Raw genomic sequence first — 20,961 nt, 5'->3', positions numbered from 1 at the left:
TGATAGTCTTAGCGTTTTTAGAAGGAGGTCGAAACGATGAATCTAAAGCGATTTGTAGGCGATAAAGACTTTTACAAAAAGGCTTTATTCATTGCAATTCCGTTAATGCTACAACAACTTATCAGTACGTCTGTAAACTTACTTGATAACTTGATGATCGGTCAGCTCGGTGACCATGCATTGTCGGGCGTTGCGACCGTAAATCGTTACTTTATTATCGCTGTTTTTGGAACCAATGGTGTGATTGCTGCATCGGCTGTATTTATGGCACAATTCTTCGGGGCAAGAGACGAAGAACATATGAAGCAAACATTCCGTTTCTCAATTCTAACATCTATGTTGATAATGAGTACATTCGTCATCCTCGCATTACTTTTTCCAGGAAATATTATCCGGTTCTTTGTTAAGGATCCAAAAGTAATTGAGCAAGGTATGAGGTATATTTACGTGTGTGCGTTGGCATTTATTCCCAACTTATTTACATTGGCCATTGCTGGTTCAATGAGAGCAACCGGTGATTCAAAAACACCGCTTGTTGCTAGTGTTATTTCAATGATTACAAACTTCTGTTTTAATTATTGTTTGATTTATGGTAATTTTGGTGCACCGCGTCTAGGTGTTCTTGGAGGTGCGATTGGTACCTTTATAGCACGTTGTGTGGAATTAACCTTTATCAGTTATTTCTTAGTTACCGGAAATTATGCGTTTAAAACCCGCATTAGAGATTTATTCGATATTTCGAAAATACTTGTTAAGCGAATTACCGTTAAAGCATTCCCACTTGCTTTAAATGAAGTTCTATGGGCTTCTGGCATGGCTCTATTATTGCGTTTCTATGCAACACGTGGTGCCGAAGTAATCTCCGGTTACTCGATTGCTACCACGGTTTCGGATATGTTTTTTACGATGAATGCCGGTATGTCGGTCGCAATTACCATTCTTGTGTCACAACCCCTTGGTGGAAACCGCTTGGATGAAGCACGTGAAAATGGATATCGTTTAATTGGTTTTGGTGTATTACTCAGTGCTGTCTTTGGAACATTACTTTTAGGATCTACCTTTGTTATTCCCAAGATTTATTCCGTATCTGCGGAAGCGATGTGGACCGCTCAAACATTCTTAAGAATTCAAGCACCGTTATTTAGTATCTATGTCATTAATACAACATGTTACTTTATTCTTCGTGCAGGTGGCGATACACGTTCAACACTCCTACTTGACTCAGGGTATATGTGGTGTGTTAACTTGGTTGCAGTTGGCATCGCAACGTATACCACCGATTTAAGCATTCTTTGGTTATATATTATTGGACAGTCAACAGATGTCCTTAAGATGGTTCTTGCTTTACGATTTGTAAACAAGGAAAAATGGATTGTAAACCTTGCTGAGGAAGAAAAACAAGAAGAAGCCTTTATACTCGAATTCGAATCATAGTCCGATACATTTGTATCGGATTTTTTTATAGAAAAAGACACGACTGAGTCGTGTCTTACGTTTCATTTAAGCACTTGGTTTGGGTTTATCTTCTTTGGTTAAGTCAAAGGAAACAACCTTTGTCCCATTTGTAGTGATTTTTACGCGAGCACCCGGCATTAAGAATGCAAGCTCATCATTTAAAATCAAGTTTGCTTGGTAAATAACCTCATCACCTTCAAGGCGCATCATATAATATGTGTTGCCATCAATAATTACTTGACGGACATCTGATACGATGCCATCTTTTTCAACAATTTCCTCAGGAACGATTCCGACCTGACTTCCCATTGCGTTTAAATAATTTTTCTCAGAAAGTAGATACGTGTCACCTACCGCAGATTTTGTATAGTCTTGATAATTCACCATTGAGAATCCACGCACAACGCTTGATGTATCTTTTAAAGACATGACATACGTTGGGAACCCACCAACATTTTGAAGGATTGGTGTTGTTGGGGTATACCCTTTTTCTTGTATCGACCCAACTGATGTCATTTCAGCGGCCGTTATAGAAACACCTGGAAGATCCATTTGTAAAGTTTCTCCCGTACGCTTGTTCATAAATAATAATCCTGTTGTTGAACTTGAATCTAATTTAATAGGTCGAATTCCTGTAAAAATATAGATTTCATCATCGATTGTAACGTAGTTGTAAGATCCTTCCTGTTGATCTACAGCCATTACCCCTTGTTGTTGCATGAAGGAGTTAAAATAACCACCTTTTAATGTAAAGTGATCTTTTGCGTGTGATAACATCATATCGGTAGGATATACTGAATCAACCCATTCCGGTATTTCATCAAGGTTATATCGCGATGTTTCACCCGAAACGGCATCCACAACAATTAAAGAATCCATATCTTTCGCACCCCAAATACCAACGCGTTTCGTAATGGATTGCACAATCCAGTAAGGATGACCTTTATCATCGATTTCAAAATTCCAATCATCCAGATAACTAAATTTGTGATGTAAGGCCACATGACGTCTTAAATCATATTGTAATGGCGCCCCTGGATAATATTTTATTGGTGTCGGTAACGTTACAATTTCTGCTTTCGCATTCATATTTCCGTCACCTGTCGTCACAAGCACATAATAGGGAACGCCTGTGGAAAAGTTTGTATACTTTTTGAAAGTATCCGCGTAGACAAAGGGCGCTACACGAGCCATTTTGCCTTGATAATTAATCTGTGTAAATTCATTTGTATTAATATCAAAACGGGATGATACTTCACTAAGTTCCCCCATCTTTTTCTCTGCCGAAAGAATCGCGGAATCCTTATCAACATAAGAGACTTCAATATTGTGATCTTCACCATAAAGATCTTTAAACTCAACGGGTCTTACTTGACCTAAAACATTTGCATAACGTTTCGCATTAATCATTCGGGATGACGTGACACTTCCAATTAAGAAAATAATGACAAAAGCGCCTGCTATAATTCCAAATGTATTAAAGAATTTTTTATAATTGTTTCGATCAATAAATAAAATTCCTGCGATCACCAAAATAAAGGCACTCAAGTAAAGCATCGAGCCGATATCCATATAGTGATACGTATTACCAAACCAGACATCGAGAAGTATAAAAACGATGACGACAATCCCGATTTGTATTGATTTTCGTTTATTCATTGTAAAACCTCCATCTTCTTATATATTACCGATTTATAAGGCTTTGTGCAAATAAAAAGCTAGTCGGAACTAGCTTTATTCATGAATCGTACACATACCATCGGAACACATCATCGCATCATTTTTTTGTGCATTTAAGGTTTCCACATGTTGCAGTGCTGATTTAAATGTTTCTACAGGTTGTGCTCCAGAGAGCGACACTTGATCATCGATGACAAAATGAGGTACTCCGCGAGCTCCAATCATCTGTGCCCACTGTTCGTCTTGACGAACACTGAGTCCGAATTCATCGGATTCAAAAGCATTTTTTATGCCTTCCGCATCAAGCCCAACTGTGACACCCAATTCAATTAAGGCATCAAGATCATTTAAATAAACACCTTTAGAAAAATAAGCATCCATTAACTTTTCGCTGTATTCATTACCAAGACCTTTGAATTTCGCATATTGAAATACTTTATGCGCATTAAATGTATTCGTATACTTCATAGCATCAAAATCATAGTTTAAGCCGACTTGTGCAGCCATCGCGCCAACTCGTTCATTATTTAAACGTGCTTCATCAACAGAGATGTTATATTTTTGAGCCAACATCTCGTGGATGTTTAAATCTGGATTGTCTCTATACTGTGGATCCAATTCAAAACTCATAAATTCCACTTCAATATCTTGTCCTAATTCCTTAATCGCTTGTTCTAAATGTCTTTTACCCACATAACAAAACGGGCAAACAAAATCTGACCATACTTGTACTTTCATATCATTCACCTCTAATGTACTTATTGTATAGGTTATGCGAAAGGTGTGCCAACAATATGCCCCCCATGGTATAATCAAGTCAAGGAGGCAATATGAATCAAACAATTAAACAACAGCTGAATCACCGTACAATTCGCCAGTTTACGCAAGAACCCATTTCACAAGAAATTATCGATACACTGGTGAAGGTGGCACAATCAACATCTACAAGTAATTTTATGCAATCTTACTCAATTATCAGTATTACCGATCCCGAAAAGAAAAAGGCCATCGCACAAATTGGTGGTCAACCTTATATTGCGGATGTCGGACATCTCTTTATCTTTGTGATTGACCAACATCGTAATGCACAAATCGCAATTGAAAAAAACGTCCAAGATTTAGATGTCCTTCAAACCTTTGATCGGATGATGGTCGGTTACACCGATGCCATACTCGCTGCGCAAAATACGATGGTTGCACTTGAAAGTCTTGGGTTAGGAGGGGTCTTTCTTGGAAGCATTCTAAATGACGCCAAAGCAATGATTGAATTACTAGATCTTCCAGAATACGCATTCCCAGTATTGGGCTTGGGCTTTGGCTATCCAAATCAAGCACCACAATTAAAGCCGCGAATGCCACAACATCTTATGCATTTCGAAAATACATATGCTCATAGCGAGACACTTACAGAAGCTATGAAAGAGTATGATGCTACGGTGACAGAGTATTATGATCTTCGTGATGCAAACAAGCGAATTGATAGTTTTACTAACCAAATTCAAAGCAGTATGGGACGTAAGCATCCCGGTCGTATGAAATTGATGCAATATATGCAAGAACAAAATCTCGCAAAAAAATAAAATAAAATAAAAATCTATCTCCCTTTCGGTTGATAGATTTTTTTCTAATTTAAGTACTCATCCAAGGTAAGACCGCTATTATAAATATCTGTAGCCGCATCGACACCGACATAACGCAAGTGCCATGCTTCGGGTTGATATCCCGTAATATGCTCTTTCCCAGATTGATAACGAACAATAAAACCGAAACGATGAGCGTTTCGATGAACCCATAGAGATTGATGCGTTTCTGAGAAAGCAAACATATCTCCTCCCGGTGTCACCACATCGATAACCAGACCCGTTTGGTGTTCAGAATGACCTGGACGCGCCGACATTAAATCTGCCTGTTCTTGCCCATGAAGTGATACATAATTCGAATACAATTCTTCTTGGAAATCATATCCACGATAAGAAGATGTTGTTAAAAGCCATAATCCCGTCTCATCGTACAACGCATCCACCATTTTAACAAATGCTGCTACTGTATTGGGTGTTGCTTCATACCCTTCACTCACAGCATATGCTGCAGGAATATAACTAAGATTCGGTACAAAGTCACGAGATAATGCACGATGTTTATTCACCAAAACTAATTCCGAATGCGAATCAACTATCGTTGGTGTAGATCCACTATCATAATCAGCCGGACTTTCGTGTTGTTCTTGATTCTTCGTTTCATTCTCACGATTCTCATGATCTGTATCCGGTGTTTGTTCAACAGGTTCTTCTTGAATAACTACCGAAAACTTACGTTCAGCTTTATTAACATTATCATCGACACTGTAAAGAACAGCATAGGTTCCCGGAGTACTATAATTTATCGTTCCTTTGACATTAACTTTTAAGGGTGCTGTCAGAACACCAAAAGCATAATCCTTTGCGATTGCCGTCACTTTTTTATCATCAACAGCTAGGGTAATTTCATCTTCGTTAATTTCTTTACCATCATGCATAATAACGATTTTTGGTTCTTTTGTATCTTCGGTTTGAATATTGAGGACAACATCACGTTTTATATTTTCTTTTAAGAATACTCTAAGTTTTAAATCCCCTTCAACAAGTAAACCCTGAGGTTCTATTTCAAGTTTGCGTTTTTTAATTATTTCATCATTGTGGTCCTGAACTGAAATTTCCCCTTTTTCCGTAACAACCATTATTTCATATTCCGCCTCTTTTGGATCAACAACTATTTTATCGTGAATGGTTGCCATCGTCACGTCACTATCCTTCTCCACAAGAATATTACGATCATCTATTGCTCGAATCGTGGCGCCCGACATCATATAGGCCATAATCAAGAGCCCAATTAAAGTTATACCGAGCGCTCCACTCATGATTAAGTACTTTTTCTCTTGTAAATTTTTTTTCATCTTACATCCCCTTAATTCCAATATACGCTTAATTATCTCATTTTATTTCTTTCATATCCACTTATAACTATACAATATCCTGTATTTATCCTGATAAAAAATTAAAGATATTTTATAGAACCTTTCATTTTCACTTTTTAACCAAACACTTGTAGAATTCAATGCATCAATTGACCAAATGCATACTTAATTGTAGAATTCATCTGTAAGCGTATTCAAAGGGAGGATACAATGAAACATACACGAACTATTATTTGCACTGGGCTCGCGCTCGTACTCGGTTCTAATGCTCTAACCATCCATGCTGAAGAACCAACACAATTTAATCGCACACGTCCACTTTTTTTTAATGCCGAAAGTAAACCGGTAAACATTGATTTAGCATCGAATCAAATTCAAACACTATCAACGGGTCAACGTAAATTTCTGACACCCTTGTTAAAAAATGATGGCCGATTTGAAAGTTCCGACAATGCGATTGCAACGGTTTCAGAACAAGGTCTTGTTACTGGTATTAAAGAAGGTAATGTTACCATTTTTGTGCACTCAGACAAAGAATCTGCACCTAAACAAGCCATCGAATTTAAAGTTACTTCGGATGACGTCGATGCAAATTATCAACTCATGGCTACGCGTTGGCAAGAACGCGCAGTGGGAAATGAATCCATCAACCTTAATGACGACCATATCAAGGCCTATATCGACGTTGTTGATGGAAAAGCAGATGAAGCATTTGCAACCCTTGACCTCACCGAAAATGCTCCTTTCCCATGGGGTAACGATGATCAAAAAACGGTTGCGGCGCATAACACTCGACAATTTACAAATTTAAAATCGATAACAATTGCCTTTGGAACCTTTGGCAGTAAGTATTATCAAGATGAACAAACTCTAAATTTTATCGTCCAACAGTTAGATTTTCTCGTTAATGATGCAATGTATGGCAGTCCATTTACCATTAAAACACACGGAAACTGGTGGGATTGGCAAATTGGTATTCCGATGCGTCTGCTTGATATTCTATCCATTGTTGGCAATTATATTGAACATGATGATGTCCTTCGTTATCTCAAGGGCATTGAGACATACAATACCAATCTAACAACTTTATTAAACGGTGCACCTGCAACCGGAGCAAATAAAACAGATGTCGGTTTAATTACTTTAGGGGTCGGTATCATGAAACAAGATGCTGCATTATTGGATTATGTAAAACAAGAAATGCCAGAAGTAGTACAGTATGTATCACATGGTGATGGCTTGTATAAAGATGGCTCTTTAGTTCAGCACAAAGATATTGCATATCTTGGAACCTATGGAAATGATCTTGTGAAAGGTATTGGTAAAATTGCCTCTATCGTAGCTGATACACCATGGGCCATGGATCCTGCAACCATGCAGAATATTTATACACTCATTGATGAAGGATACATCCCTTTGATGTACAAAGGAAAAATGATGTCGATGGTCAATGGCCGCAGCATTTCTCGAGCACCTTACATGAGTCCAACGGCTCAAGAATTTGATACTGGAAAAGAAAGTATCGCCAACATTATGCTTATTGCAGATGCAGCCCCAGAACCTCTTAAATCAACTTATAAACAACACTTAAAAGAATGGATTATTGCTTCTGATCGTTATCATGATTATTTCAGTCGAACTCGTGATTTTGAATCGTTGATTAAAGCTAAACAAATCTTCGAAGATGATCAAATCCCATCTTTGGAATCAACACAACATGTTAAAATTTATGGTTCAATGGATCGTGTAGTAAATCGAAATCACGACTATACCGCTGCCTTAAGCATGTTCTCTAAACGCATCTCAAATTATGAATCAATTAATAATGAGAATATGCAAGGATGGCATACTGGTAGTGGCATGCTTTACCTTTATACCGATAATGATATCAATCAATACGATGGAACCTATTGGGCTGCAGTTGATAAATATCGTCTTCCTGGAACTACGGTAGACACACGTCCCCTTGCAAACAAAGCACTCCATCGAAAACTTTCCAAACAAGCTTGGGTTGGTGGTTCATCCACTGGAGCAATAGGCAGTGCCGGAATGTTTTATAATTCAAATACATTTAATAATGGTATGGATTTACGCGCTCAAAAATCATGGTTCTTCTTAGATGATGTTATTGTCGCACTTGGGGCAAATATTACAGGAACATCCCCCAATTCAATCGAAACGACGATTGAAAATCGTAAAGTAGACGATCATGCCGTAATTAAACACAACAATTCTGTCCTCACAGAACTTAATACACTAACACTTGAAGATGGCGATACTCTTATTCTAGACAACGGTGATAAAGGGACTTTTGGCTACTACTTTCCACAAACTACCGAAGTAACCCTCTCCAACGATAAACACAGCGGAAAATTTGTAGATCAAAACTTAATGTTCGATGATAAAACGGAATACCATTCAGACTTTTTCAAACTCGGAATAAACCATGGACAATCCGTGACAAATGGATCCTATGAATATGTTATAATTCCAAATCGTGACGAAACAGCCATTCGTGACTACGCGAACACAAACACTTTAGAAATACTTCAAAACAACAACCTGATTCAAGCAATCAAAACAGATACCGTTTTAGCTATGAATGTATGGGGTGTAGAAGGCGCCGATATTGAAGGAATTCACGTCGACCGTTCTGCATCCGTAACAGCACAAGTAAAAAATAATCGTTCCTTGTTGATTGCAGTAAGTGATCCAAAACATGTTGAAGATGAGATTATCTTAACACTCAATCGCCCTTATCAATCCGTGACACACATGGACGACAACATTACACAGAACGAAAATCAATTTACGATTAATACCAAAGAACTTGAAGGAGCTTCAAGCCTTATCGAAGTACGTTTGGATACGCAAGCTCTTGAAGATGAGACGCAACAACGTATTGAAAACCTTATAAAAACGATTGACACCCTCAATTTAACAGCATACACGGATGCTTCACGCGATGTTCTCATCGCTACACGTACACTTGCGGCCACAACATTAACAGACCCTAATCGAACCCTAGAAGATCTCGAACAAATACTGTTTGATTTACAAACGGCCTTCGATTCTCTCGTACTTTTAGATATTGAAGATCCTATCGAAAAACCAAGTACTGCTCCTCAAAATCCTGATAAGGAAGTAATCGATTCGCCTTCAAAACCTGATGTGGAAATTGAAATTGTTGATGGAGATTCAAAAAATACAGAGGTAGAAGTCGAAAAAACTAAAGCTCCAAAAACTACGACTTCAGGTACTAATCCCCTAACAACTACGGCCTTACCACAAACAGGCATTCAAACACAATCCCATTCCTTTATGGCTTTAATGTTTATGGGTATTGGAATTATATTAAAACGTAAAGAAAAATAATCTTATCCCCGCATTAACAGGTTTTGTTAATTATATATAATAAAAACAGCATCTTGAAGGAAATCCGACATGATGCTGTTTTTATTTTATTACCATGATATCGCTTGATATTAGTCTTTAATTTTCAACCAAATTTCGGTCACAAGCGAATCGTCACAAGGATCATCGTCGGAATAAACTTCTAAATCGACTGATTCATCAATCTCATACTCACACGTTGGTAAGAACTCACGAACAATCTTTGCCCATGTATCTTGAACTGCTTGTGGCAATGGACCAACAGCATCAAATACAAGCCAACGACTTTTAACCATCTCAACATTCACCAAATCTGCTTGAGGGTCACACGACGTTCCAATTAGGTAAGTCATCATCCCATCATCACCCTGCTGGCAGAGACCTACAACTCCCTTAATTTTTTGGTCATTACGTCTAAATAAGTCTAGATCACGTTGATCCGAATTAATCTCATTCCAAAATTGAGGAATTTCTCTTAAATTCGACCCATCCTCATAACAGAATGTTTTTTGATACCCCGCAATATTTAAAGCAGGTTTTTCGATGATACGCATTTTCATTATCTCAGCTCCTTTTGTCATTTTTTTGAAATTCAACGGAAATGTCGTTTGTAACGAACCTTCTTGGCGTCTAATTTCACTTGGAGTGTAATGATGTTGTTTCTTAAATGCTTTACTAAACGCCTCAGAAGTCTCATAACCAAAGCAAACAGCCAGATCGATAACCTTACCTTGTTCTTTGATTAAAAGCGTTCCTGCATGGGTTAAACGACGTTTACGAACATAATCCATGACTCCAATTCCCGCTAAAGACGAGAATAAATGATGAAAGTAATATGGAGAATAGCCCGCTTGTTCTGCAATCATTTCTAAACTCAAAAAATCTTCAAGATGACCCTCAATATAATCAACTGCATGTTGTAAATGCTCAAGTGTATTCATATTACGACCTCCATATACAGTATAAATGATTGGATTTATTCAAAACGGTCATTTCTTGTGATAAATAAATAACCCTCCGAGAAGGGTTATTTATTGAGTTGAATATTCATCCATTCGACCATTGTTTCCAAAATTTCTGGATACATCGTTTCATTAAGGATTTCATGATATAGATTTGGATATGTGATTAATTGTTTGTTTTTTGAACTTATATTTTCATAAAGCCACTGTCCAACTTCCACCGGAACCACTTTATCTTCCTCACCATGACAAATGAGAACAGGATAACGATAACGTGATACATTCTTTGCTACAAAATCAGGTGCTTTAATTAAAAATTCACGCATAAACCCTGCGGTTGCCTCATGAAGCACCTCTGGATCATTTTTATATGCGGTCACAACTTCAGGTACAGAACAAATATCATCCTCGACAACGTTTCGAATATTGACTTTCTTAAACGATTTACCGACAACATTTAAAACTTTTCCCATTCTACCTCGAACCGGAGGGAGTGGTGCAACTGCAGGTCCAGATAATATTTGGCCTTTTAATTCATAAGGATGGGCAATACCATACATTGTCGTCACCAAGCCACCCATACTGTGTCCTAGCATAAACACAGGTACACCAATATTTTCATCTTTTACAAACTTAACCATCTCATTACAATCAGAAATAAAGGATAAATATGAATCTAGATGTCCTTTGGGGGAGTCTGTACGACCATGACCTCGTAAATCATAACGATATACACTAAATCCTGATTCATTAAAATATTTCGCAACATGGTCATAACGACCTAAATGCTCCGCAAACCCATGATTAATCAACACAATTGCTTTGGGTTTATCAACTAAATCAACTGCATAACGCAGTGAAACCTCATCACTAATCTTTAAATAAGATTCCATGTTTATCTCCTATCTTTAAGTTCCTGAATAACAGTTGGATTGACTGCACACATAAACTCATAATTTTGATCTTTCAATATAATCTTATTATCGCATGTATCGTAAGTGAATGCACCACCTACAGCTCGAAGAATAATTGTGGCAGCAGCTATATCCCATACCTTCAAGCGTCGTGATAAGTACACTTGATGACGACCTGCGGCTACGCCACATATTTCAAGAGAAGCAGCACCCATATAACGTACGGACATAAATGCATCATTCGCTTGAACTGCATCACCAAACATGACGTCGAGTGTTTTTGTATCTGAATATACCACGGCGTCATCGAGGCTCTTTTCTTGTGGTAACATTGGAAGTTTAACATCATTAAGATATGCACCCTCACCTTCAACACCCACATACATTTCGTCGCGACTTACGTCATAGACAATTCCAAATACAGGGGCTTGATCTTCATAGTATCCCACTGAGATGGCAAAGTTACGTTTCTCAAAAATAAAATTTGATGTCCCATCAATCGGATCAATAATCCATAAGTTATCGAGTCCCTTCGATTCAACCATCTTTTCCTCAGTAATAAAATTTTGGGCTGAATAGGCAGCATTAATTTTATCCACTAAAAATTGTTCAGTACCTTTATCCACATTGGTTACAAAATCATTTCGAGCTGATTTTGTATCAATATTTAAATCTTCTTTCATATGCTCGCGAACATACTCCCCTGCTTCATACACAAGTTCTTTTGCGAATGCTAATTTTGATTGCATAGACTTCTCCTTATACTAATGCTTTTAGACTCTCTTTAATGATTGGGTTAGATGCTGCAATAAAGACACGCGGTTCATTATCAAAATACAGGTCATCTTCTAAATCTCCAAAATGATAGGTTCCCCCAACACATTGGAGGACAATAACGGCTGCAGCAAAGTCCCAAATTTTCAAACTTGGAAATACATATGATTGCCAACGCCCTGCAGCAATATGACAGACTTCAAGCGCCCCCGAACCTAAAAATCGATGTGTTATAAATAGCGGTTTTAATTCATGTGGTGTTAATTTGAACAGACCTGGTCGATAAACATCACCTGAAATGATTGAATCTTTCAATTCAGTCTCTTGATTCAACATCTGAAGTTTAACCCCATTAAGATAAGCGCCTTCACCCATAATCCCTACAAACATTTCATTAGCCATGACATCATAGACGACTCCAAAAATGGGTTTCCCAAGATGATAATAACCGACAGAAATACTAAAGTTTTGTTTCTGGTAAATGAAGTTTGTCGTACCATCAATAGGATCAATAATCCACAGATGTTCCATACCTTCTTGTTCAACCGTTTTTTCTTCTGTTAAGAAGTTTTGATTTTCATAAGCCGCTTGAATGCCAGCAACGAGAAACATTTCAGTTTGTTTGTCCACATTGGTCACAAAATCAGATCGTGATGATTTTAGATTTACATCAATCTCTTCGTTCATCATTGCTTTAATACGTTCGCCTGCTTCACGTACGAGCGTAATTGTAAACTCTGCTTTTTTATTCATATCAACGCCTCCGTCTTATTATTATAAACCTTTCCGATCAGATATGTATAGTAAAAAAACCCTACATCCTTTTAATGGGACATAGGGCTTCTTTTTTAGTTCACGAATTCTTTTAAATTCAAATTATCCACGAATAATTTCGCTGATAACGGAATCTTCTTCTTCAATTGTGTTGCGCTCAATACGTGCTTCACGTTTTATTGCTGCAAGTTCTTTAACCATTTCGGTTGACTCACGGTATAACTCAGATCCTGTTCCCGCTGGAATTTTCTTACCAATGATAACATTTTCTTTAAGTCCCATAAGTGGGTCAATCTTCGATTTGATTGCTGCATCAGTAAGAACCTTTGTAGTTTCTTGGAATGAAGCAGCTGACAAGAATGATTCTGTTTCAACAGAAGCTTTCGAAATACCAAGTAACACTGGACGATAACGTGCAGGGTTCTTGCCTTCCATGAGGATATCTTCATTAATTTGGGTCATGTTATCAACGTGCATTTGAACACCTGGAGAAATTCCTGTGTCTTGTCCGTCAATTACGATAACCTTACGCATCATTTGGTTAACCATAACTTCAATGTGCTTATCTGAGATTTCGATACCACCACTTTGGTAAACTTTCTTAACTTCTTTAAGAATGTATTTTTGAACATCCAAACGACCAGCATATTCCATAAGTTTCTTAGGATCTACGGAACCTTCTGTAAGTTTTTCACCTGCTGCAACTTCAGAACCAACTTTCAACCAAGCACGAGCGGGTTGATGTGGTAATGTATGATGCTCAACGGATGTTTTGTCGTTTGAAACGGTGATGATATATCCAAATCCATCTTCAGCATTACGGATATCCGTAATACGTCCAGCGATTTCAGAAATAGCCGCACCAAGTTTTGGTGAACGTGCTTCGAAGAGTTCTTCAACACGTGGAAGACCTTGAGTGATATCTTCACCACCAGCAACCGCAACCCCACCGGTGTGGAATGTACGCATGGTTAGCTGTGTACCAGGTTCCCCGATTGATTGAGCAGCAACGATACCGACTGCTTCACCAACCTCAACAATTTCACCTGTAGCCATGTTACGTCCGTAACATTTTTTACAGATTCCATGTTTTGATTCACATGAGAATACAGAACGAATACGAACTTGTTTGATACCAGAATTTACAATTCGTTTAGCAACAAATTCATCGATGTATTCATCTTCTTCAATAATAACTTCTTTTGTTTTTGGATCAACAATTGTTTCTTTAATGTAACGTCCAACAAGACGATCATGTAAGGATTCTACAACTGTATTTGATTTACGGTCAACAATTTCTTCAACAAGGAAGCCATTGTCACTGAAACAATCATCTTCAACGATTGTAACATCTTGCGCAACGTCAACAAGACGACGTGTAAGATATCCGGACTCCGCTGTTTTAAGCGCAGTATCGGTAAGTCCTTTACGCACACCATGGGTTGAAACGAAGAATTCACTAACGTTTAGACCTTCACGGAATGATGAGTAAATAGGAACCTCAATAATTGATGATTGATAGCCAGCTTTTGATTTAGATTGAGTAGGTTTACCCATTAAACCACGCATACCGGATAATTGCGTAAAGTTTGAAACGTTACCACGAGCACCTGATGTAGCCATCATGTTAATTGGGTTTTTACGAGCAAGCTCGGCCATTAATTCAGACCCAACACGACTCTTAATACCATCCCAAAGTGTCATCAGTTTACCTTCCCACTCTTGAGCAGTTAAACGACCACGTTTGTATTGTTTCATTAATTTTGCAGCTTGTTCTTTACCTTCTTCAACATATTTTTCCTTATTCGGTGCAACGTTGATGTCGCTAAGTGCAACGGTCATCCCTGCAACTGTTGAATAACGGAAACCAAGATCTTTAATATTGTCTAAGATTTCTGCTGTTTTATCGATTGAGTAACGATCAAAGATTTCTTTGATGATTTTCTCGAGATCTTTTTTCTTGAAATCATTATTCAATGGCATTGCACTGATGATTTCGCGAACATCTTGTCCCATAGCAACAAAGAATTTATCAGGTGTTGCTTTAAAGTTATCAGCAGATACTTCATTTAAGTATGGGAAGTCACTTGGGAACATATCATTAAAGATAAGTTTACCGAGCGTTGTCACTAAGTACATTTCATTTTGTTTTGCACTGAGTGTTGATTTTTTGATTGATGATGCACGAACACAAATACGTGTATGTAAGTGAATCAAACCATGTTCGTAAGCAAGTTGTGCTTCGTTAATATCGCGGAATGCTTTCCCTTGGTTTTCACCAAAGCGACGCCATTTAGCGCCTTCTTCCATATCACCACGAGCTTCACATTGTAAGGCTTTTTCTTCAAATTCTTCTGGGGTTTCTTCCATGTTTAAGTAGAAGTTACCAAGAACCATATCTTGTGATGGCGTAACAATTGGTTTACCATCTTTTGGACCAAGAATATTTCTTGAACCAAGCATCAAGAGTTCTGCTTCTGCCTGTGCCATTTCTGATAATGGAACGTGTACCGCCATTTGGTCACCATCAAAGTCCGCGTTAAACGCAGGTGTTACGAGTGGGTGAAGACGAATTGCACGACCTTCAATCATTTTTGGTTTAAAGGCTTGAATACCAAGACGGTGAAGTGTAGGGGCACGGTTTAAGAGCACAGGGTGATCTTGAATTACTTCTTCAACAATATCCCAAACACGTGGGTCTTGACGTTCAATCAGTTTTTCAGCAGCTTTAGCATTATTACTAATACCACGTACTTTCATTTCATTAACTACAAATGGTTTAAAGAGTTGAATTGCCATCTCTTTAGGAATACCACATTCATACATCTTGAGATCTGGTCCAACAGCGATTACTGAACGACCGGAGAAGTCTACACGTTTACCAAGTAAGTTGGCACGGAAACGACCTTGTTTCCCTTTAAGACTGTGTGAAAGTGATTTTAGCGGACGTCCACCAGCACCTGTAACAGGTTTTGAGCGACGACCATTATCGATTAACGCATCTACAGCTTCTTGGAGCATACGTTTTTCATTTTGAACAATAACTTGTGGTGTTCCCATTTCAAGTAATCGTTTTAAACGATTGTTACGTGTAATAACGCGACGGTATAAATCATTTGCATCTGAAGCAGCGAAACGACCACCATCAAGTTGTAACATTGGACGTAAATCTGGTGGAATAACTGGAAGTTCAGTCAGTACCATCCATTCTGGCATATTATCAGAATTAATAAATGCTTCTACAGTTTCAAGACGTCGAATTAACTTCTTACGTTTATCCCCTTTAGCAGTTTCTAATAACTCAAGAATTTCATTACGTTCTTTTTCTAAATCTATATTTTCAAGCAAGGATTTGATACCTTCTCCCCCTGCTTGGGCTACGAAACCGTTTGGTCCGTATTGATTGATATATTCGCGATATTCGCGGTCATCAATAATTTGTTTGTATTGTAATCCAGATTTCTTTGGATCAACAATAACCCATTTAACAAAGTATACAACTTCTTCTAAAATTTTAGGCGTAATGTTTAATAATAAACTCATACGTGATGGAATACCACGTAAATACCAAATATGTGCTACTGGGGCAGCTAAAGTAATATGTCCCATACGTTCACGACGTACAGCTGATTTCGTTACTTCAACACCACAACGGTCACAAATAACTCCACGGTAACGTACCTTCTTGTACTTACCACAGTAACATTCCCAGTCCTTTGTAGGACCAAAAATCTTTTCACAGAATAATCCGTCTCGTTCCGGTTTTTGTGAACGGTAATTAATTGTTTCTGGTTTCTTTACTTCGCCATGAGACCATTCTAGAATGCGCTCAGGGGATGCTAAAGCGAGTTGAATTGCGTCAAAATTATTAATACTCATGAGATTACCGCCTCCTTCTACGCTTGCTCATCAAGGTTAAGTGACTCAACCTCATTAGTTTCTTCGATTTCCACAACGATTTCTGGTTGTGGAACATCTTGGGATGGTGCTGAAGCAACTTCTTCATCACCATCTACAAGACTTTCTTTGATTTCTTCTCTATTTTCATCCAAGAATTTTACATCAAGTGCAAGTGCTTGGAGTTCATGTTTAAGTACTCGGAATGATTCTGGAATTCCTGGTTCAGGAATATCTTCACCATTTTGAATAGCGGCATAGGTCTTCGTACGTCCATTAACGTCATCCGACTTAATTGTAAGGATTTCTTGAAGTGTGTTCGCTGCACCATATGCATAAAGTGCCCAAACTTCCATTTCTCCAAATCTTTGTCCACCATTTTGTGCTTTACCACCAAGTGGTTGTTGTGTAACAAGTGAGTATGGACCTGTTGCACGAGCATGAAGTTTATCGTCAATCATATGGGATAACTTAAGCATGTACATAACACCCACAGAAATACGTTCATCATAACGTTCTCCTGTTTGTCCATCGAAGAGTACCATCTTACCATCTGGAGAGACATTACCTTCTTTCATGATATTGAAGAGTTCATCCGTCTCAATACCATCAAAAACACTTGTCGCAAATTTAATATTTAAATTCTTAGCTGCAATACCAAGGTGTAATTCTAAGATTTGTCCAATGTTCATACGACTTGGAACCCCTAGTGGGTTAAGCATGATATCAACTGGTGTACCATCTTCCATGTATGGCATATCTTCTACAGGAAGAATCTTAGAGATAACCCCTTTATTACCGTGACGTCCAGCCATCTTGTCACCTTCATGGATTTTACGTTTTTGAACGATGTAAACCTTAACAGATTCACTTACTCCAGGTGGTAAGTCATGACCTTCTGAACGGCTAAAGATTTTGATATCTTGAACAATACCCGATCCACCGTGTGGTACTTTGAGTGAGTTATCACGTACTTCACGTGATTTTTCACCAAAGATTGCAAGCAATAATTTTTCTTCAGGTGAGATTTCGCTTTGTCCTTTAGGTGTAACTTTACCTACAAGGATATCGCCTTCTTTAACTTCTGCACCAATCATTACGATTCCGCGTGCATCAAGATGACGACATGCGACTTCACTAACGTTTGGTATATCTCGTGTTATTTCTTCAGGTCCGAGCTTTGTCTCACGAACTTCAAGAGTATATTCCTCAATATGAATTGAAGTATAAACGTCTTCTTTTACAAGGCGCTCACTCATGATGATCGCATCCTCATAGTTATAACCGTTCCATGTCATAAATGCGACCGTAACGTTTTGTCCAAGAGCAAGTTCACCATTTTGCATCGATGGTCCATCCGCAAGAATATCTCCATCTGAGACTTTTTCACCAAGAGCTACTAAAGGTTTTTGGTTAATACATGTACCTTGGTTTGAACGTCTGAATTTTTGTAATAAATATGTACGTTCCTTACCTGATACGCCGTTTACAATAACGCGGTTGGCATCGACATAAGAAACAATTCCGTCTTCATGACAAATTACTGCACTTCCTGAGTCTTTCGCAATACGGTGTTCAATACCCGTACCAACGTAAGGTGAGTTAGGTTTTAAAAGTGGAACAGCTTGACGTTGCATGTTGGCACCCATAAGAGCACGTGACGCATCATCATTTTCCAAGAATGGAATCGCTGCTGTCGCAACAGAAACAATTTGTTTAGGACTAACGTCAATCAATTCAACAGTATCACGGTGTGCAAGAATGTTTTCACCACGGTAACGAACAACAACTTCTTCGTTCACAAGTTTGTGATCTTGAACTTCATTCGCTTGGGCAATAACATATTCGAACTCATCGTCCGCTGAAAGATAGATAATTTCTTCCGTAACGGTTCCATCTGGCGTAACAATTCGATATGGCGTTTGAATAAATCCATATTTATCAAGTTTTCCATAAGATGTAAGGTTAGAGATCAAACCAATGTTTGGTCCTTCAGGTGTTTCAATCGGACAAATACGACCGTAGTGTGATGTATGAACATCTCGAACTTCGAAACCAGCACGGTCACGAGTAAGTCCACCCGGTCCTAAAGCTGAAATACGACGTTTATTTGTAAGCTCAGCAAGTGGGTTCAATTGGTCCATAAATTGTGACAATTGTGATGAAGAGAAGAACTCTTTAACCATCGCTGTCAGTGGACGAACGTTTGTAAGATTTTTAGGTGTTAAGTTTGATGAATCTGAAGAGATTGACATACGTTCCTTAACAACGCGTTCCATACGGCTTAAACCGATACGGAATTGGTTTTGGATTAATTCTCCAACTGTACGAATACGACGGTTACCTAATTGGTCAATATCGTCTTCATTACCAACACCATCAATGAAGTTTAAGAAATATGAGTATGTAGCATAAATATCTGATGCCACAATTGTCGTTTTTTCTAGTAATGGGTCAATACCAACAATTTTAACAATTTCTTCTTCGTCATCTTCTTGAGCAACGAATAATTCTTGCATTGCGGCACCAACTAACCATAATGTTACAGGTCCATCTTCCAATGATTCAACAATCAGTTTTTCATTTGTTTTATTAATTTTAGGTACATTGTAATTTGGTGTGAAACGATCAGCAACTAAATTACCTTTTGCAGACATCATATCTGCTCCAGAAGCATCAAGAATTCGTCCAACTGTGTATAAACGTTGTGAGTAGTTCAACACTGCCCATACGTTATCTTTCGTTACAACAACTTCTTTTGCCATAATACCAGTGTAAATTTGAATATCTTCACCCTTTAAGGTTTCAAGGTCTTGAGCTGTAAGAACAGTTCCACGCTCAAATTCAAAATCATCACCATCAACATCTTTTGATAAGATACGTCCAACTAAATGAATATTTCCATCAACCGTAATGTCACGAACATCTGGTGCTGAGAAAATATTCTTAAGTGGGAATACGTTCATGTATCCACCTTCGCGTAATACATCACGTAATTTTAAGACATCATCACGACGTGTAATGTGTGTCCCTTTTTCAAATACAACATTTCCATTAATATCTTTAATGTCATTTGTAAGAATCGTTCCGTTTACACGATTGTAAACTTCGAGTTTTTTATGAATTTTATAGCGACCTGCTTTATTGAGGTCATAACGGCGTGGATCTAAGAACTTCGCGTTCATTAAGTTGATAGCACCGTCTGTTGTAGGAATTTCATCAGCACGTTGGTTTTCATACATTACGCGTAATGAATCTTCAAACGTAACAGTCTTATCTAATACTAATGAGTTAACAATCTCAGGATAGTTTCCGAAGAATGCTGTATAGAGTAACGCATATAAAGTTAAGAATTCACGTTTTTCGCTATCAATTTCTTCCCATTCATCATAAACAGGTAAATTCATAGCATTTAAGAACGTTTTGAATGAGTGTGTATCGAACGCATCTTCACCTTCTTGTAAATCAAGACTTAAACCAAATGCCTTGAAAAGAATTGTTGAAACAATCGTACGTTTACGGTCAACTTTCATGTTAACAACGCGACCATTTGCGGCTTTACGGTCATCACTCATAAATTCTAACCAAGTACCACGACTTGGAATCAATTCGGACATGAATGTATCACGGCCAGTTTTATCATCATTTTCAGATTTAAAATACGCTCCAGGAGAACGCACAATTTGCGAAACAATAACTCGTTCCGCTCCATTAATAATAAAGGTTCCAGTTTCTGTCATTAAAGGAAGATCTCCGAGGAACACCTCTTCTTCTTTTTCAATCACTTCACCAGTTTGTTTGTTAATTACTTCTAGACGCATTGTTGCTCGAAGAGGCGCTGCATAGTTTGCTTCGCGTGATCGGCACTCATCTACGTTATATTTAGGTTCACCAAATGAATAATCCATGAACTTTAATTTTACATTTTCATTATAGCTTTGAATAGGATAGATTTCGTTAAAAACTTCAAAGAGTCCCTCGTTTTTAAACCATTCATACGCATCCGTTTGAATTTCTACCAAATTAGGCAATTCTAAGGTTCCACTAACTTGAGAGTAATCACGACGGGTAGCCTTATTACCAAATTTCTTTACACTATATACTTGGTTTTTCTCCATTTATGCCATCCTTTCCTGTACTTTTTAAACAACCAAAAAAA

12 protein-coding genes are annotated in these 20,961 nt (G+C 38.0%); 3 read left to right on the top strand and 9 right to left on the bottom strand.

The window, feature by feature from the left end; all coding sequences use genetic code 11:
* Positions 1 to 36: 36 nt before the first annotated feature.
* Positions 37 to 1,434, top strand: a complete 1,398-nt coding sequence (locus tag B096_RS0106175) for an MATE family efflux transporter (RefSeq protein ID WP_018579886.1) — start codon at positions 37 to 39, stop codon at positions 1,432 to 1,434.
* Positions 1,435 to 1,500: 66 nt separating this feature from the next.
* On the opposite strand, the gene B096_RS0106170 is transcribed toward B096_RS0106175, so the two are convergent.
* On the bottom strand, positions 1,501 to 3,114 hold the full coding sequence (locus B096_RS0106170; protein ID WP_018579885.1) for a hypothetical protein: 1,614 nt from the start codon (positions 3,112 to 3,114) through the stop codon (positions 1,501 to 1,503).
* 75 nt (positions 3,115 to 3,189) lie between these two features.
* Positions 3,190 to 3,873 (bottom strand): DsbA family oxidoreductase, encoded by a 684-nt coding sequence (locus B096_RS0106165; protein ID WP_018579884.1) that lies wholly within the window; start codon positions 3,871 to 3,873, stop codon positions 3,190 to 3,192.
* A gap of 92 nt (positions 3,874 to 3,965) precedes the next feature.
* Between B096_RS0106165 and nfsA the strand changes: the two genes are divergently transcribed.
* Positions 3,966 to 4,715: an oxygen-insensitive NADPH nitroreductase gene (gene nfsA, locus B096_RS0106160; protein WP_018579883.1), complete on the top strand. Its 750-nt coding sequence runs from the start codon at positions 3,966 to 3,968 to the stop codon at positions 4,713 to 4,715.
* 44 nt (positions 4,716 to 4,759) lie between these two features.
* Here the strand turns inward: nfsA and B096_RS0106155 are convergent, their stop codons facing one another.
* Positions 4,760 to 6,067 (bottom strand): D-alanyl-D-alanine carboxypeptidase family protein, encoded by a 1,308-nt coding sequence (locus tag B096_RS0106155; RefSeq protein ID WP_018579882.1) that lies wholly within the window; start codon positions 6,065 to 6,067, stop codon positions 4,760 to 4,762.
* Between the two features lie 231 nt (positions 6,068 to 6,298).
* Between B096_RS0106155 and B096_RS0106150 the strand changes: the two genes are divergently transcribed.
* Complete coding sequence (locus B096_RS0106150) at positions 6,299 to 9,463, top strand: polysaccharide lyase family 8 super-sandwich domain-containing protein (protein WP_018579881.1); 3,165 nt, start codon at positions 6,299 to 6,301, stop codon at positions 9,461 to 9,463.
* A gap of 110 nt (positions 9,464 to 9,573) precedes the next feature.
* On the opposite strand, the gene B096_RS0106145 is transcribed toward B096_RS0106150, so the two are convergent.
* From B096_RS0106145 to rpoB, 6 genes are all read right to left on the bottom strand, one after another.
* Positions 9,574 to 10,422 carry an AraC family transcriptional regulator gene (locus B096_RS0106145; RefSeq protein ID WP_018579880.1) on the bottom strand — a complete coding sequence of 283 codons (849 nt, stop codon included), beginning with the start codon at positions 10,420 to 10,422 and terminating at the stop codon, positions 9,574 to 9,576.
* An 86-nt stretch (positions 10,423 to 10,508) separates the two neighbouring features.
* Positions 10,509 to 11,336 carry an alpha/beta hydrolase gene (locus B096_RS0106140; RefSeq protein WP_018579879.1) on the bottom strand — a complete coding sequence of 276 codons (828 nt, stop codon included), beginning with the start codon at positions 11,334 to 11,336 and terminating at the stop codon, positions 10,509 to 10,511.
* A gap of 2 nt (positions 11,337 to 11,338) precedes the next feature.
* A complete protein-coding gene (locus tag B096_RS0106135; RefSeq protein WP_018579878.1) occupies positions 11,339 to 12,106 on the bottom strand; it encodes an inositol monophosphatase family protein in 768 nt (255 codons plus the stop codon).
* 10 nt (positions 12,107 to 12,116) lie between these two features.
* Positions 12,117 to 12,884, bottom strand: a complete 768-nt coding sequence (locus tag B096_RS0106130; RefSeq protein WP_018579877.1) for an inositol monophosphatase family protein — start codon at positions 12,882 to 12,884, stop codon at positions 12,117 to 12,119.
* Positions 12,885 to 13,007: 123 nt separating this feature from the next.
* Positions 13,008 to 16,784: a DNA-directed RNA polymerase subunit beta' gene (gene rpoC / locus B096_RS0106125; RefSeq protein WP_018579876.1), complete on the bottom strand. Its 3,777-nt coding sequence runs from the start codon at positions 16,782 to 16,784 to the stop codon at positions 13,008 to 13,010.
* Between the two features lie 17 nt (positions 16,785 to 16,801).
* On the bottom strand, positions 16,802 to 20,920 hold the full coding sequence (rpoB, locus tag B096_RS0106120) for a DNA-directed RNA polymerase subunit beta (RefSeq protein WP_018579875.1): 4,119 nt from the start codon (positions 20,918 to 20,920) through the stop codon (positions 16,802 to 16,804).
* Positions 20,921 to 20,961: the final 41 nt, after the last annotated feature.

This window comes from Erysipelothrix tonsillarum DSM 14972 (assembly GCF_000373785.1).
Taxonomy (GTDB): domain Bacteria; phylum Bacillota_I; class Bacilli_A; order Erysipelotrichales; family Erysipelotrichaceae; genus Erysipelothrix; species Erysipelothrix tonsillarum.
The sequence above is the reverse complement of the archived record's forward strand: the minus strand, read 5'-3'. Positions and strand labels throughout refer to the sequence as shown.